Source organism: Acinetobacter sp. 1566109 (genome assembly GCF_000582255.1).
In the GTDB taxonomy this organism is placed as follows: Bacteria; Pseudomonadota; Gammaproteobacteria; order Pseudomonadales; family Moraxellaceae; genus Acinetobacter; species Acinetobacter nosocomialis.
Genome location: NZ_JEYB01000013.1, coordinates 1 through 15701, shown reverse-complemented (window position 1 = coordinate 15701; position 15701 = coordinate 1). Strand labels below are relative to the sequence as shown.

Genomic DNA, 15701 nt, shown 5'->3' with positions numbered 1-15701 from the left:
CGTATTAGATCACTTTCGCTTCATTTTTCAATTTTTCAACAAGCTCATCTACAGATTTCACTTGTACGCCAGCTTTACGTTCTGCTGGAGCTTCAACTTTAACAGTTTTAAGCTTAGTACCAGCTGTAACACCGTAATCAGCAGGAGATTTAGTATCAAGCGGTTTTTTACGAGCTTTCATAATGTTAGGCAATGCAGCATAACGTGGCTCGTTTAAACGCAAGTCAGTTGTAATAATTGCAGGAAGCGCAAGTTCAACAGTTTGTAAACCACCGTCGATTTCACGAGTCACTTGTACTTTACCGCCATCCACTTTCACTTCAGAAGCAAACGTACCTTGTCCAGCACCTAATAATGCGCCAAGCATTTGACCTACTTGGTTAGAGTCATCATCAATTGCTTGTTTACCAAGAAGGATAAGTTCTGGTTTCTCAGCGTCAACAACACCTTTTAAGATTTTAGCAACTTCTAGAGCGCCAATTTCATCAGTGGTTTCAACTAAAATACCGCGGTCTGCACCCAAAGCCATTGCAGAACGGATTTGTTCTTGAGCTTCTTTAGGACCAATAGAAACAACAACGATTTCTGATACTGTTCCTTTTTCTTTTAAGCGAACCGCTTCTTCCACTGCGATTTCACAAAATGGGTTAATTGACATTTTAACGTTGGTAAGGTCAACCCCACTATTGTCCGGCTTAACACGAACTTTAACGTTGGCATCAACCACACGTTTTACAGCAACAAGAGCCTTCATGTAATCCTCGGCTGTTCTAGCAAAAGTAAATGTTGAGAAAAGTATATTAACTCTTCAATTCAAATTTTTTAGGTACCCTATCTTGCAATGTGTTTGGCATTTCGGTCAAGTCACAATTTTCTGGAACAGTACAAAAAAAATGAAATCATCAGTTCATAAAAAAAATTTCACAGCTGACTCGCCCTTATTTTATTCTTTTTAAAGTCTATTTTATACATTGATTTTTATTATCTTTTTATCTTATTTACCTTATTAGTCAGAAACATAAGCGCCTTATAAATGAATCAAATTTTATCGTTTTTAGGCCATATATGCCGACAAAATGTGCAAAGTTCAAAATGGTCAATTGGGTAATTTCACATATTTCTTTTAAACAAATTTGTAAAAAAGTACAAATGATCTCTACATTCATCTTATTCAGTGCAATCAAAGTCGCGTATTGATAAATAATTTAACTTAAATGACTTAATGCTTGATCGCTCGCGGATGAGCCTGATCATACACTTGAGCCAAATGATCAAAATCGATATGCGTATAAATTTGGGTAGTCGATAAGTTGCTATGGCCTAACATTTCCTGGACTGAACGCAAATCACCACTACTTGATAACATATGGCTGGCAAAACAATGTCGAAGTAAATGCGGATGTAAGTCGACATTTACACCTGCTCGTTGTGCCTGAAGTTTTACACGTTTCTCGATTTGCCGTGGAGTGAGCACACCACCACGCTGTGAAATAAATACAAAAGCATTTTGATCAAAATGCCCTTTCCAGATTTTATAAACTTTGAGCCAGTTCAATAGACTTTCTTTTGCCTTTTTCCCAAACGGGACAATACGGGTTTTATTTCCTTTACCCGTAATACGAACAAGATGACGATTAAAATCGATATCATTAATGGTTAGGCCTTGTAGTTCAGCGAGTCGTAAACCACTTGAGTAAAGTAGTTCCAACATGGCTTTATCTCGCAACCATAATTGCTGATCAATTGGTTTTTCCGGCATAGGTTGATCTAAAATTTGATTAACCGTTTCTATATCAATCATGCCCGGCAAAGGCCGAGGCTGGCGTTTCAATTTAAAATCGTCAGTAGGATTAATTTCTAGGTATTTGCCCTGTTCAGCCCACTTCATAAACTGGCGTATAGAAGTGAGATGACGCTGCATGCTACTTGCGCTTAACTGGTCTTGCTCAACACGCTGAGCCAGATATTCACGTAAATCTGAAGCTTCAACATTTCTTAAATCAATTTTTTTTGAGTCACAGAATTCAAGAAAGCTTTTCACATCTCGCTCATAAGCCGTGATTGTATGCTCAGACTGGTTTTGAATTTTTCTTTCTTTTAACCACATTGAGAGCAGTTGTAATGCAAAATCCAAATTGCTCTCCATTATTTGCCCATTTTTTTGAGTGTACCAAAAACTATTTGATCATGAAAATTTCATATCGCACAGCATAATGAATCTAACTTATATATTACAATTTATACCAAGTATTCATTGGACCTTGCTGCCATGACCACCATACTCATTCCTTATTTAATTGCCATTACTTTACTTACGCTTACTCCCGGCTTAGATACAACCTTAATTATTCGCACTGCCACACTTGAAGGTAAATCTAAAGCATTTCAAGCAGCTCTTGGAATTAGTCTTGGCTGTATTGCTTGGGGAGTTATCGTGGCCTGCGGTTTAGGTGCCCTGCTCATGGCATCTGACTTAGCATTTAATCTATTGAAATGGATGGGTGCAGCTTATTTAGCATGGCTGGGTTTAAATATGATTTTAAAACCACGTAGCCAACTTGCAGTCATACAAGAAAATAATCCAAATCGCTCTACATCAGAGAATTGGTTTGTTAAAGGTTTCTTTGGCAATTTACTCAATCCCAAAGTTGGCATTTTTTATATTTCATTTCTTCCGCAATTCATTCCAGCCCAAGCATCTGCTGTCACTTGGGTGATGGGACTTGTAATGATTCATGTCGTGATTGGCGTATTATGGTCAAGTCTATTAATTATGGCTATGCAACCGATTTCACGTTATTTAAAACAACCTAAATTTGTGAAATATATGGACCGAATTACAGGCAGTATTTTTGTTCTGTTCGCATTGAAATTAGCTTTAAGTAAAAGATAATAAAATTAAAAAATTATTGTACATATAAAAGAAAGCCTCTTTTATCACTTTAACTGATGAAAAGAGGCTTCTATTTAGGCTATGCGATTAACCTTGGAAATAACGTAAATCCAAACGCCCATCATATACATGGGTTGTTGGACCAGTCATCCAGACCACATCACCTTCTTGCCATTCAATTTGCAACTTACCACCAGCAAGTTCAACTTCAACTGAGTTCGCAAGCAAACCACGGCGCATACCACTTACCGCAGCAGCACATGCCCCTGTACCACAAGCTAAAGTTTCACCAACACCACGTTCAAATACACGTAAGCGAACATGTTTTTCATCAATTACTTGCATAAAGCCAGCATTAACACGCTCAGGGAAACGTTTATGTGATTCAACTTGTGGACCAATACCTGCTACATCAGCAGTGAGTACGTCTGGAACAATAGTGACCGCATGAGGATTACCCATGTTGACTACGTCAATACTAATGTTTTGGTCATTTGCCAACTCAAGGGTATATAAAGCTTCTGGCTCTTCGGCAACAAATGGAATTTCATTTGGTAGAAACTTTGGGTAGCCCATATTTACGCGTACCCAACCATTTTGCCCAAGCTCAGGCTTAACAATACCTGCTTTGGTTTGTACGGTAATGTTGGTTTTATTGGTTAAATGACGTTCATGCACAAAACGAGCGAAACAACGTACGCCATTACCACATTGTTCAACCTCAGAACCATCTGCGTTGAAAATACGATATTTAAAGTCAGCTTCTGGTACATCTGGTGGTTCAACAATTAAAAGCTGGTCAAAACCAACACCAAAGTGCCGATCTGCCAAACGTTGAATGGTTGCTGTATCTAAATAAGCTCTTTGGCTAATTAGGTCAACCACCATGAAATCATTGCCCAAACCATGCATTTTGGTAAATTCTAATAACATCTCATTTACTCCTCAGGCAATAAACGTTCTTTTTCCCAAAGCGACTCAACCGTTTCACGTTCACGAATTAAATAGCTGTTTTCACCTGATACCATGACTTCTGCAGCACGGCCACGCGTGTTGTAATTTGAACTCATCACAAAACCATAAGCCCCTGCACCGAGTACAGCCAACAAATCATTTTCTTGTAATGCAAGTGAGCGGTCTTTACCAATAAAGTCACCTGTTTCACAAATTGCACCAACGAGGTCCCATACTTTTTCTTCAGTATCGGTACGTGGCACAACAGGCTGAATATCCATCCAAGCTTCATATAAAGCAGGACGGATTAAATCATTCATTGCTGCATCAATAATAGCGAAGTTACGATGTGTAGTTGGTTTAAGCAAATCAACTTTAGTTAAAAGTACGCCCGCATTTGCACTGATGCTACGGCCCGGCTCCATATAGACTTTTAAGCCTAATTTTTCTAAAGCAGGTTTCATAGAGTTTGCATATTCTTCAACACTTGGCGGTGTCTCATCTTTATAACAAACCCCTAAACCACCACCGATATCGATATGTTTAAGATTGATGCCTAGTTTTTTCAACTCATCAATCATCACAATGACACGGTCTAAAGCATCAACAAATGGTTTAGTTTCAGTGAGCTGTGAACCAATGTGACAGTCAATACCTACAATTTCAAGGTTAGGTAAAGAAGCTGCGTATTGATAAGTTTCATAAACAGCATCACTTGGAATACCAAATTTATTTTCTTTTAAACCAGTTGAAATATAAGGATGTGTTTTTGCATCGACATCAGGATTTACACGCAAAGAAATAGGCGCTTTTTTACCTAAGCGAGCAGCTACTTTTTGAATGCGGTCTAGCTCTGCATAAGACTCAACATTAAAACAAGCAATGCCTACATTGAGTGAGGTTTCAATATCGACTTCAGTTTTACCTAAACCTGAAAATACGATTTTAGAAGCATCCCCACCCGCTTTTAAAACACGAGCCAGCTCACCACCAGACACAATGTCAAAACCCGCACCAAGTTTTGCCAAGACACTAAGAACAGCCAAGTTTGAGTTAGACTTCACCGCAAAACAGATTTGATGATCAATAAAGTCAAAGGCACGGTCCATATCTAAATAATGTTTTTCAAAAGCTGTTTTTGAATAAACATATAACGGTGTGCCAAATTGCTGCGCAAGCTGCTCTAGAGAACATTGCTCTGCATGCAATACTCCATTAATGCGGGTGAAACTCATGAATGTGTCCTTATTTCAAAGCTTAAGGTGAAGTTGTTTGGGTTGGAGCTGATGATGACTCGACTGGCTGTTCAGCCTTTTCATCTTTTTGCACAACTTGTTTTGATTCTTTATTACGATAGAGCAAGTATTTTGCACGGTGGTCATAATTTGGATCAGAAGGTAGCTGTAATGCTCCTGACTGACCGCAAGCTGTAAGCAAAATACTGCTGCTCAATAAACTGATGAGGCAAATGACACGAAGCATCTGAGCACCTGATTTAAACAATTCGATGCAGTATACCGTGATCATGCAAGCGGCTAAAGAGTAAACTTGAATAGAAAAACAATATGCATAAAAAACGCCAGCTTTTCAGCTGGCGTTTAGTCATAAGTAAATCAATTTCATTACTTTTTATGACGTGGTTTATAGAAGAAGAAATAACCAATGATCAGGATAACAAACCAGATTGGGCTGACTTTCAATGCTTTAAAAGTATCTGGCTCTAAAGACAGCACATAAATCATGCCAACAAAGAAAATAATCGTGATCCAACAGGTAAATAGGCCGCCCGGCAATTTAAATGTTGATTTGGCATGCAGCTCAGGGCGTGTCGTGTAGTAACGGATATAACTCCAGATAATTAGTAACCACACGCAAATGAACAAAATAGTTGAAAGCGTTGTGGCAAGAGTGAATGCTTCAACTGTATTTGGTACAAAATACTGTAATGCCGCACCTAACAATAAACATGCAGCAGAAAAATACAATGCATTTGCAGGTACTGCACGTCTGTTCAATTTACCAAAAGCTTTTGGACCTTGATCTTCACGAGATAAACCAAACAACATACGGCTTGTTGAGAATACACCACTGTTCATCGAAGACATAACTGATGACAATACTACTAAGTTCATCAAGATCGCTGCTGCCGCAATACCAGCTTGGCTAAACAAGTTTACAAATGGGCTGATCGCGGGATCAATTCTATTCCACGGAGTTACCGACATCACGATAAGCAATGCCAAGACGTAGAAAATAATGATACGAACTGGAATTGAGTTAATCGCTTTAGGTAAGTTACGCTCAGGATCTTTGGTTTCAGCAGCTGTTGTTCCAACAAGTTCTACGCCCACGAAAGCAAAGATCGCGATCTGGAAGCCAGCCAAGAAGCCATGCACCCCTGTTGGGAAGAAACCGCCATTTGCCCATAAATGAGTAAATGAAGCCACCTCGCCCGTACTAGAAGTAAAGCCAGTAAAGATCATCCATAGACCCACTGCAATTAAAATAATAATCGCAAGAATCTTAATAAGCGCAAACCAGAACTCTAATTCACCAAATAGGCGTACAGTTAACAGGTTCAAACCCATAATAAATACAATAGCAGCCACACTAATCATTGCCCCTTCAACTGGTGAGAAAGGCTGGCCGTTATTGAAAAATTGTAAGTAATAGATAATTGCAGACAGATCGGCGATACCAATCGTGATCCAGCACAACCAATAGGTCCATCCCACAAAATAACCTGCCCATGGGCCAATTAAATCTGTGGTGAAATCAATAAATGATTTATAGGTTAAATTTGACAGGAGTAATTCGCCAAGCGCACGCATGACAAAAAACACCATCACACCAATAATCAAATAAATGAATAAGATAGATGGGCCGGCAAGACTAATTGTTTTACCTGACCCCATGAATAAACCAGTACCAATGGCACCACCAATTGCAATCAGCTGTAAATGCCGATTGGAAAGACTACGATGGAGCTCACCTTGTTCATGAGGATCACTCAGATTTTGATTCGACATTTTATGAATACACTCCAGTAATTTTTTTAGTCCGTTAGCTAAATTCAAATCAAAAAGACGATATCGCACCATTTGCAGGTATCTTTTAAATGTATATTTTTTGACAACTTTTCAGCTAACCAATTTTTGTCTGTATGGCTGATAATTTCAAGATACATACAATTAAATCCGATAATACGCACAAGAACATAGCAATACAACGCACCTTCCAGTCTAAAATTAAGACTTGAACCACTTTGATTTTTCAATTAAAAAAGGCAATCAGATCGATTGCCTTTTTATATTTTGCTTCTAAGTTATTTATTCTTGGGCAAAATTACGTTTTATTTTTGACTTATAAAAACCAAAGTAACCAATTGCAAGAACGAGGAACCAAATTGGACTGACCATAAGCGACTTAGCTGTGTCTGCTTCAAGGCTTAAAATTGCAATCGTAAATAAGAAGAAAACAATAACGACATAACTCATTACTACCCCACCCGGCATTTTAAAGTTCGATTTTTCATGCAGTTCAGGAGATAACTTACGGTAGCGGATATAACACACCAAAATCAAAATCCATACCGTTAAAAATAAAATAGTGCATAACGTTGTTGCCAAGGTAAATGCTTCAATCGTATTGGGCACAAAATATTGTAATAAAGCACCACCCATAATACAGGCACAGGAAAAAATTAAACCATTTGCTGGAACTGCGCTTTTAGTCAACTGACCTAATGTTTCAGGTGCCTGACCATCACGCGATAAGCCATACATCATTCGGCTAGTTGAAAAAATACCGCTGTTCATCGATGACATGACCGATGACAACACCACTAGGTTCATAATAATTGCAGCAGTTGGAATACCTGCCATTAAGAATAGTTCAACGAATGGACTACGATCTGCTTTTACCTGATCCCAAGGCGTTACAGACATCACCACCATTAATGCCAATACATAGAATAAAATGACGCGGATCGGAATTGCGTTAATTGCTTTAGGCAAATGTTTATGAGGGTCTTTAGTTTCAGCAGCTGTGGTTCCGACCAGTTCTACCCCAATAAAAGCAAAGATCGCAATCTGGAAGCCGGCAAGGAAACCATTTACCCCATGAGGAAACATACCGCCATGATTCCAAATATTAGAAATAGCCGCAACAGAGCCAGATGGTGATTGGAACTTGGTCACTACCATATAGATGCCGGCAAGAACTAAAGCAATAATGGCAACAATTTTAATAATCGCAAACCAAAATTCGACTTCGCCAAATAAACGAACCGTCAATAAGTTTAAAATCAATAGAAAGAGAACACAGCCTGCACTAATCATTGCCTGTTCTATTGGGCTAAAACTAACTCCATTGGGGAGCCAAAAGCTCAGATAGCTCGTCACCGCAGTTAAATCTGCCATACCTACGAGCACCCAACTTACCCAGTAGGTCCACCCGACATAAAAACCAGCCCAAGGCCCAATCAGGTCATAAGCCATATCGACAAACGACTTATAATTTAGGTTTGAAAGTAAAACCTCTCCCAAAGCACGCATAAGAAAGAAAATCATGGTGCCAATAATTAAATAGATAAATAAAATTGATGGTCCCGCCAATGAAATAGTTTTGCCCGACCCCATAAACAGGCCTGTTCCAATGGCCCCTCCAATAGCGATCAATTGTAAATGGCGATTGGTAAGCTTTCGCTGTAAGTCGCCAGCATGATCATGATGCTGAAGATTAGACATAGGTAAATATCCTAAAAATTTCCCACCTTAGCTAAAGCAAAATACATTCCAATATTTTTGGACAACGCGTGAAAAATAAGCCTTTGAAAAATGATCGGGTTCTGCCTACGTTCAGGGTGTCGTTTTGCTATACTCTGTTTTTACTGATTATGAAGTTAACAAACCGAAGTCGAATATGAGCAAAGTCAAAACTGTTTACCGTTGCGAACAATGTGGTGCGGATCATCCTAAATGGGCTGGTCAATGTTCAGAGTGTGGTGAATGGAATTCTCTGACTGAAGTTAAACTCGAACCTACTACAGCCCATCGCGCTCGTCCTAAAATTGGGGGCTACGCAGGCCAAGTTGCCAATATAACAACACTAAATAAAGTCTCGGTTTCTCATGAAACCCGCTTACCTACAGGTATTAGCGAGTTTGACCGCGTACTTGGCGGTGGCTTGGTCACAGGCTCAGTAGTCCTGATTGGTGGTGACCCAGGTATTGGTAAATCGACCATTCTTTTACAAACAGCAACCCACATGGCAAGTGCAAAAAGTTCTGCACTTTATATTACGGGTGAAGAATCATTGTCTCAGGTGGCCTTACGTGCACAGCGCCTTGACTTGCCTACAGACCAGTTAAAAGTCATGGCTGAAACCTGTGTCGAACGCATTTGTGAAGTTTTAGAGCAAGAACGCCCTGTGGTAGCAATTTTGGACTCGATTCAAACGCTTTACACAGAAACGCTTCAATCTGCACCCGGTGGGGTTTCACAAATTCGTGAATCTGCTGCGTTATTAACCCGCTATGCAAAAAATAGTGGCACGGCATTATTTATTGTTGGTCACGTGACCAAAGAAGGTGCACTGGCAGGCCCACGTGTTTTAGAACATATGGTGGACTGTGTGCTTTATTTTGAAGGCCAATCAGACTCACGCTATCGTATGATTCGTGCGGTGAAAAACCGTTTTGGTGCAGTCAATGAACTTGGTGTATTTGGCATGACCGATAAAGGCTTACGTGAAGTGGCTAACCCTTCTGCTATTTTCTTAAGTCGTTATGACGAAGCCATTCCCGGTTCAATTGTCATGATTAGCCGTGAAGGAACGCGCCCGCTTTTAGTTGAAGTTCAAGCTTTAGTTGATGATGCTCAAGGACAACCTAGACGTGTCGCTCTTGGTCTTGAACAAAACCGTTTAAACATGTTGCTTGCTGTAATGCACCGTCATGGTGGTGTACAAACTACAGGGCAAGACGTTTATGTCAATATTGTCGGTGGTTTAAAAATTACTGAAACAGGTTCTGACTTGGCTGTTTTACTAGCTTGTGCATCAAGTTTACGTACCAAGGCATTGCCTCAGCAACTTGCAGTTTTTGGTGAAGTTGGTCTTTCAGGTGAAATTCGACCTGTACCGAATGGACAAGAACGCTTAAAAGAAGCAGCAAAACATGGCTTTAAATATGTCATTTTACCTAGAGGCAACGCACCACAAAAAGCGATTCCGGGAGTACAAGTAATTGCTGTGGCACGCTTACATGAAGCCCTTACCGAAGCGATGCAGCTCAGCGATGAATTGACATAAAAAAACATATTTTTATAGTTGAAATTTAGTGTAAATGACTGCATAAATACAATTACAAATTAATTTTAAACAGGAATTTCCTATGGAAGTACACCAGCGCGGCTTGATAACCGGTATTTTAATGGCTGCTTTGGCAATTTCTCCTCTTGCTGAAGCAAAACGTGCAGGTGGTGGTAAAAGCCACGGCATGGCACGCTCTACCACTTCAAGCCAGTCATATCAACAACCTCGTCAAGTGACTCCAGTTCAACAACCTGCTACAGCACCTCAAAGATCTGGTCCGGGTGTTGGTTCAATGGTTGCAGCTGGTGTAGCTGGTGCTGCCGTAGGTGCTGTTGCAGCACATGCTTTAGCTGATGACAAACCAACATCAACTGAACAACGTGTAACCCAGCCAGACAACGAGCAACAAGCGGTTCAAGCTCAACAGCAACAAGAGAAGAAAGGTGGTATCCCAGGCTGGTTATGGGTATTACTTGCTGCTGCTGTTGCCTTTTTTGTATTCCGCAAATTGGGCGGGAAAAAAAAATTAGCAGCAAATAATCCTTACGCTCCAAACAGCAACGGTCAAAACACATTTGGCCGTTCAGCTGCACCAACTAACTCAAACGACAATACCAATATTTTTGGTCAGTCTGTTGGTGGTGGTACAGCAACTCAAGCACCGTTTGGTGGTGCAACAACAAGTAATGGCAACCAGTTACCAGATGGTAGTGAACCTGCTTCTTTCTTACGTGTTGCCCGTCAGCGTTTTAACCACATTCAGTCAATCAACAGTGCAAGTAACATCGAAGAAATTCGTCGCTACTTAACACCTGAACTTTATAACTCTATGTATAACGACATCATGGAGAATCAAGATCAAGACGTTGCCGAGTTTAGTAACTTAAATGCAATGGTTGTAGATAGTGCGACTGAAAATGGTCAATACATTGTGAGCGTACGCTTCACAGGTACAGTAAGTGAAGATTTAAATAGCTTGCCACAGCCATTTACAGAAATCTGGCACTTTGTAAAACCTGTTGGCTCTCAGCAAGACTGGGTGGTTGCAGGTATTCAACAAGCTTAATTTAAATAAGCTCCAAATAAAAAAGCCACTATATGTGGCTTTTTTATTTGCTCGCCCTCAGGCAATTTCGGCTGGAAATGCGATGACTTTTTCAATTTTAAGTTGTTCGGTTGCAACCATGAGTAATCGGTCTATGCCTAAAGCAATTCCTGAACATTCTGGCATATGAGGCAAAGCTGCTAACAAGTGTTCATCTAATGGCATAACATGAAGCCCTTGCTTAGCCCGTTCTGCATTGTCTGCTTCAAAGCGTGAACGTAAAACTTCTGCATCGAGCAATTCATCGTAAGCATTGGCAAGTTCCAGACCTTCGATATAAATCTCAAAACGCGCTGCGACCTCTTCCCCATCTTCATCTACTTTCACTTTTGCCAAAGACGCCATTTCTGGCGGAAAGTCAGTTAAAAAGACAGGTGCATCAAAACCTAAACTTGGCTCAACAAAATGAGAAAACAACAAGTCCATATAAGCTAAGCGGTCATCACCTAAATCGAGATTTAACCCCACACGATTTGCAGTATCTTTGAGTTGCTTTAAAGTTGCTTGTAACGGGTTAATATCTAAACGGTCCTGAAAGGCATGCTTATAACTTAAAATAAATGGACGAACTTCGCCAAAACGATGCTGTAAACAGGTTTGCAATAAATCGGCTGTTTCATGCATTAATGCTTTTAAGTCTAAACCCGGACGATACCATTCGAGCATGGTAAATTCACTGTTGTGTTTACGCCCGTGTTCATCATCACGAAAAACCTTGCATATTTGATAAATCGGCCCGCTACCACTTGCTAGCAAACGTTTCATGGCAAACTCAGGAGAAGTCTGTAAATACTGAGTCTGTAATTTGCCATTGATATGGCGTAACGCCTGAACCGAAGCCAAATGCACATCGGTAACGCCTGCTTGTGAAACTACGGGTGTTTCAACTTCCATGACCCCACGTTCTGCAAAGAACTGACGGATTTGGGTATAAAGTTTGGCACGAGCCTTTAAAGCATCAATTGAACACGTAGGTTGATAACTTAAACTCATGCTTGCGGTCCCCCGTGTGCTGCCCATTCACGGCGCAGTGGATAATTCTTACGTAATAAATCAAATGCTTTTTGCTCTACTTTGCCATCTTTAACACAGGCACGGATGTTGGCATCATCTTGAGCAATATCATAAATATGAGATATTTTTTGCTTTAATACTGCTTTTAAGTCATGTCCTGAAAAATAATCTTCACATGCAGGCAACTGCGTTTCGAAACGCTTATTAATGTCGTAGCCAAATTTTTGGCAAAACGCTTCATAAATCATTTGTGTACCACGAGCTTTTCCTTCCAAGCTATAACCTGCAATATGCGGTGTCGCCAAAGCCAACATATTTAAAAGCTCATCTGATATCACTGGCTCATGTTCAAATACATCAAGTACAACTTTACGTTTGGTACGTTGAATGTCTTCGATTAAAGCAGCTTCTTTCACAACCGGACCACGAGCGCTATTAATTAAAATTGTATCTGGTTGAAGCGCTGCAAAAGTTTCTTCGTTGAAAAGATGATATGTCGCATGTTCACCGTTTTTGGTGAGTGGCACATGAATTGAAATAGCATTGGCTTGTTGTAATAGGGTTTTAAAGTTCACATTTTCAATTGAATCTAATGTTACATATGGGTCAAAGCCAATTACGTTCCAGCCAAGCAACCGAGCCATATAAGCTAAACGTTTACCCACGTTGCCAAGCCCCACAATGCCTAGCGTAAATTTTTCTTGTTGTTCTAAAAGGCTACCATCTAAATGAAGTAAAGCGGTAATGACATATTCAGCAACTGCCTGTGCATTACAACCTGCGGCATTGGCCCATGTAATATTATGTTTTTCTAGGGCTTGAATATCTAAATGATCAGTACCAATTGTGGCACTACCTACATATTTTAAAGCGGTGTTTTGAATTAAACTTTCATTTACAGCAGTAACTGAGCGGACCAATAAAGCTTCAGCATCTTTCACATCTGCGTGCGTTAAGGTGCGTCCTGCATGGTGTTGAATATCGCCAAATTCTGAAAAAAAGTAATCGGTAAACGCCAAATTTTCATCTGCGACGATTTTCATGGTCTGCAACCCATAGTTTATAAAAACGTTATTATCCTTTGAGTTGTAGCAAAGCACAATGTTAAGGGTATTAAATTCGCACAGGTTTTAAGACTCAGTTCAACTACAAACCACCACCAAAATAAAAGTAAGCCATCACGGCAAGTGTGAGCCAAATTAAAATAATCAGTACAGCAACCAAATAATTTCGTGGCCCTTTCTCATGTTCATCTAACCATTCTTTGGCTTGTTGTTCTGCATCTAAAATGACTTGTTGAGGCGTAAAGCGAAGCGCTAGCCAAATGAGTATCGGTAAAATGATGGCATCATCTACAAAGCCTAAAATAGGAATAAAATCTGGAATTAAGTCGATAGGACTAAAAGCATAAGCCACAGCCACGACCGCAATCACTTTGGGTAACCACGGCATTTGAGGATGCCTTGAGGCAAACCAAAGCATAATAATTTGTTTTTTTAGACGTTTTGCCCATTCTTTTAGTGATTGTAACCAAGACATTTGGACAGACTCTGAACCTTTTGAGTTTTATAATAATCTATAAAATCTATCCATAGCTTAAAAGCAACAGAAATGTCAGATGAGCTTCGTTTTAAGCCCCTCATATTGAACGATATATTTTAAATTTCTGTATATAAAACAAACCGGTCTCCCCTACAAAAACTTGCCAATGTCAGGCCAGATTGTTTGGCTAACTGTATGGCCATGCTAGTAGGTGCTGAAATTGACGCCAGTAGACTTATATTCAGCTGAGCACATTTTCGTATCAGTTCATAACTTGCCCGACTGGTCATCACCACAAAACCTAAACTGGTGTCGTAGTTTTCTTGCGCTATATAACCAATTAATTTGTCTAAAGCATTATGGCGGCCAACATCTTCAAATAAAGCCACGATTTGACCATCAACCACCCAAGCAGCGGCATGCGCCCCACCCGTTAAAGCAGTAATTTCTTGTTGAGTTTTTAAATGAGAAATGGCACTCGGAATTTGCTCAAGCCATAGCTTTGATGCATGCGTTGTAATTTTGGGAACATCTAACTGAAACTGCTCCAAACTTTCAATGCCACATAAACCACAGCCTGTACGACCTACCATCATACGACGGTGTTCTTTTAATGCGGCAAATGCTCTCGATGAAATGGTCATTTCCACCGTAATGCCCAATTCATTTTGATGTACATCAAGGACATATAGCTCTTTTAAACTGGTCAAAATGCCTTCCGAGAGACTAAAACCTTTGGCAAATAATTCGACATCGGTCGGTGTTGCCATCATCACCGCATGTGAAATACCGTTATATACCAAAGCAATTGGGTACTCTTGCACAATATGATCTAAAACATTTTCAGATTCGGTTTTGTTAAACCGCTGTACTGGCAATGTTTCAACCCCATAAGCATGTGGTGTCAAAATTATTTCCTTTATTTCAAGAATGGCGCTTGTTTAGAGCGCCATTTGCTTAGATTTCATTTTAAAAAACAGGTTCACTTAGAGGCTGCTGACTTTCTTATTGGCATCTTCAGGGTCAACTGCTGTTGCCAAGTTAAAGTGCTCTGGTGCATTCCCGGGATGCAAAATCACAGGAACACTTTTTGATGCCGGAATCTTGGCATATTTATCGTGACTGCTTAAGGCCACTAAAGGATTGGTTTCCGGATAGTAAGCCGCCAAGCTGCCTCGCGGAATGTTATACGGCACAATACGGAAACTATGCACAATACGTTTCACGCCATCCGAGAAAACGCTTTCAATATCGACCCACTGATTTGCTTCAAAGCCTGCTTCATCAATATCAGCTTGGTTCATAAACAACACACGGCGCTGACCAAACACTCCGCGGTAACGGTCATCTAGACCATATAAAGTGGTGTTGTATTGGTCATGAGAGCGAGTGGTCATTAAGGTATAAACCTTACTTTCGGTATATGCCGCAGCGTACTGATTTTCCTTATCGGCATAAACCTCACTCAGCGGCGTAATCATAAACTGCGCTTTACCACTCTTGGTATTCCAGATGTGCTGATTGGCTGGATGCTCTAGGTGGAAACCGCCCGGTTTATAAACACGTAAATTAAAGTCATGGAACTCATCAAATACATCGGCAATTGAGTCACGAATACGATCATAACTTTCGATGTACCATCTCCATTTAATCTGACTGTCTGGAAGTACTGCTTCAGCCATTCTTGCTACGATATCCGGTTCCGACAATATGTTTTTAGAAATTGGCGTATTGCGTCCTGCCGACAAGTGAACATTACTCATTGAGTCTTCAACCGAAATCGCTTGTGGGCCATGAAGCTGTTCATCAATTTCGGTACGGCCTAAACATGGCAAAATAAGTGCGTCTTTACCACACACCAAATGGCTACGATTTAAT

General features: G+C 40.2%; 15 protein-coding genes. 3 read left to right on the top strand and 12 right to left on the bottom strand.

Translation table 11 applies throughout. The annotated features are described in order from the left end of the window. Window positions 1-4 precede the first annotated feature (4 nt). Window positions 5-754 (bottom strand): electron transfer flavoprotein subunit beta/FixA family protein, encoded by a 750-nt coding sequence (locus J582_RS11795; protein WP_000646180.1) that lies wholly within the window; start codon window positions 752-754, stop codon window positions 5-7. 465 nt (window positions 755-1219) lie between these two features. After that, on the bottom strand, window positions 1220-2107 hold the full coding sequence (xerA, locus tag J582_RS11790) for a site-specific tyrosine recombinase/integron integrase (protein ID WP_081404849.1): 888 nt from the start codon (window positions 2105-2107) through the stop codon (window positions 1220-1222). 162 nt (window positions 2108-2269) lie between these two features. Between xerA and J582_RS11785 the strand changes: the two genes are divergently transcribed. Then, entirely contained in the window at window positions 2270-2893 is a 624-nt protein-coding gene (locus J582_RS11785) for a LysE family translocator (RefSeq protein WP_031981944.1), read from the top strand. Between the two features lie 87 nt (window positions 2894-2980). Here J582_RS11785 and dapF read toward each other — a convergent pair whose 3' ends face one another. The 5 genes from dapF to J582_RS11760 all read right to left on the bottom strand — a co-directional run bounded on the left by dapF (window position 2981) and on the right by J582_RS11760 (window position 8595). Next, entirely contained in the window at window positions 2981-3826 is an 846-nt protein-coding gene (gene dapF / locus J582_RS11780) for a diaminopimelate epimerase (protein ID WP_002048521.1), read from the bottom strand. A gap of 5 nt (window positions 3827-3831) precedes the next feature. After that, window positions 3832-5082: a diaminopimelate decarboxylase gene (gene lysA / locus J582_RS11775; RefSeq protein ID WP_004885675.1), complete on the bottom strand. Its 1251-nt coding sequence runs from the start codon at window positions 5080-5082 to the stop codon at window positions 3832-3834. 22 nt (window positions 5083-5104) lie between these two features. Beyond that, window positions 5105-5329, bottom strand: a complete 225-nt coding sequence (gene lptM, locus J582_RS11770) for an LPS translocon maturation chaperone LptM (RefSeq protein WP_002048546.1) — start codon at window positions 5327-5329, stop codon at window positions 5105-5107. A 140-nt stretch (window positions 5330-5469) separates the two neighbouring features. Next, complete coding sequence (locus tag J582_RS11765) at window positions 5470-6876, bottom strand: amino acid permease (RefSeq protein ID WP_004885673.1); 1407 nt, start codon at window positions 6874-6876, stop codon at window positions 5470-5472. Window positions 6877-7176: 300 nt separating this feature from the next. Beyond that, entirely contained in the window at window positions 7177-8595 is a 1419-nt protein-coding gene (locus J582_RS11760) for an amino acid permease (protein ID WP_031981942.1), read from the bottom strand. 175 nt (window positions 8596-8770) lie between these two features. Between J582_RS11760 and radA the strand changes: the two genes are divergently transcribed. Together radA and J582_RS11750 are read left to right on the top strand one after the other, a co-directional pair. Continuing rightward, on the top strand, window positions 8771-10159 hold the full coding sequence (gene radA, locus J582_RS11755) for a DNA repair protein RadA (protein ID WP_004707421.1): 1389 nt from the start codon (window positions 8771-8773) through the stop codon (window positions 10157-10159). A gap of 82 nt (window positions 10160-10241) precedes the next feature. Beyond that, entirely contained in the window at window positions 10242-11228 is a 987-nt protein-coding gene (locus tag J582_RS11750; protein ID WP_002048497.1) for a Tim44 domain-containing protein, read from the top strand. A gap of 57 nt (window positions 11229-11285) precedes the next feature. Here J582_RS11750 and epmA read toward each other — a convergent pair whose 3' ends face one another. From epmA to J582_RS11725, 5 genes are all read right to left on the bottom strand, one after another. Next, window positions 11286-12260: an EF-P lysine aminoacylase EpmA gene (gene epmA, locus J582_RS11745; RefSeq protein WP_031981941.1), complete on the bottom strand. Its 975-nt coding sequence runs from the start codon at window positions 12258-12260 to the stop codon at window positions 11286-11288. Continuing rightward, window positions 12257-13324 carry a 4-phosphoerythronate dehydrogenase gene (locus tag J582_RS11740; RefSeq protein ID WP_031981940.1) on the bottom strand — a complete coding sequence of 356 codons (1068 nt, stop codon included), beginning with the start codon at window positions 13322-13324 and terminating at the stop codon, window positions 12257-12259. The genes epmA and J582_RS11740 overlap by 4 nt, the downstream gene beginning before the upstream one ends. Window positions 13325-13427: 103 nt before the next feature. Then, window positions 13428-13820 (bottom strand): YkvA family protein, encoded by a 393-nt coding sequence (locus J582_RS11735; RefSeq protein WP_031981937.1) that lies wholly within the window; start codon window positions 13818-13820, stop codon window positions 13428-13430. A gap of 119 nt (window positions 13821-13939) precedes the next feature. Then, window positions 13940-14731: a formate dehydrogenase accessory sulfurtransferase FdhD gene (gene fdhD, locus J582_RS11730; protein WP_031981934.1), complete on the bottom strand. Its 792-nt coding sequence runs from the start codon at window positions 14729-14731 to the stop codon at window positions 13940-13942. Between the two features lie 78 nt (window positions 14732-14809). After that, window positions 14810-15701, bottom strand: an 892-nt coding sequence (locus J582_RS11725; protein WP_032047926.1) for a molybdopterin dinucleotide binding domain-containing protein, incomplete at its 5' end; no start/stop codon positions are given.

Coding starts and splice junctions, on each gene's coding strand:
- J582_RS11750 (WP_002048497.1), top strand. CDS start 10,242: ATGGAAGTACACCAGCGCGGCTTGATAACCGGTATTTTAATGGCTGCT.
- dapF (WP_002048521.1), bottom strand. CDS start 3,826: ATGTTATTAGAATTTACCAAAATGCATGGTTTGGGCAATGATTTCATG.
- lysA (WP_004885675.1), bottom strand. CDS start 5,082: ATGAGTTTCACCCGCATTAATGGAGTATTGCATGCAGAGCAATGTTCT.
- J582_RS11765 (WP_004885673.1), bottom strand. CDS start 6,876: ATGTCGAATCAAAATCTGAGTGATCCTCATGAACAAGGTGAGCTCCAT.
- radA (WP_004707421.1), top strand. CDS start 8,771: ATGAGCAAAGTCAAAACTGTTTACCGTTGCGAACAATGTGGTGCGGAT.
- epmA (WP_031981941.1), bottom strand. CDS start 12,260: ATGAGTTTAAGTTATCAACCTACGTGTTCAATTGATGCTTTAAAGGCT.
- J582_RS11795 (WP_000646180.1), bottom strand. CDS start 754: ATGAAGGCTCTTGTTGCTGTAAAACGTGTGGTTGATGCCAACGTTAAA.
- lptM (WP_002048546.1), bottom strand. CDS start 5,329: ATGCTTCGTGTCATTTGCCTCATCAGTTTATTGAGCAGCAGTATTTTG.
- J582_RS11760 (WP_031981942.1), bottom strand. CDS start 8,595: ATGTCTAATCTTCAGCATCATGATCATGCTGGCGACTTACAGCGAAAG.
- J582_RS11740 (WP_031981940.1), bottom strand. CDS start 13,324: ATGAAAATCGTCGCAGATGAAAATTTGGCGTTTACCGATTACTTTTTT.
- J582_RS11785 (WP_031981944.1), top strand. CDS start 2,270: ATGACCACCATACTCATTCCTTATTTAATTGCCATTACTTTACTTACG.
- J582_RS11735 (WP_031981937.1), bottom strand. CDS start 13,820: ATGTCTTGGTTACAATCACTAAAAGAATGGGCAAAACGTCTAAAAAAA.
- xerA (WP_081404849.1), bottom strand. CDS start 2,107: ATGTGGTTAAAAGAAAGAAAAATTCAAAACCAGTCTGAGCATACAATC.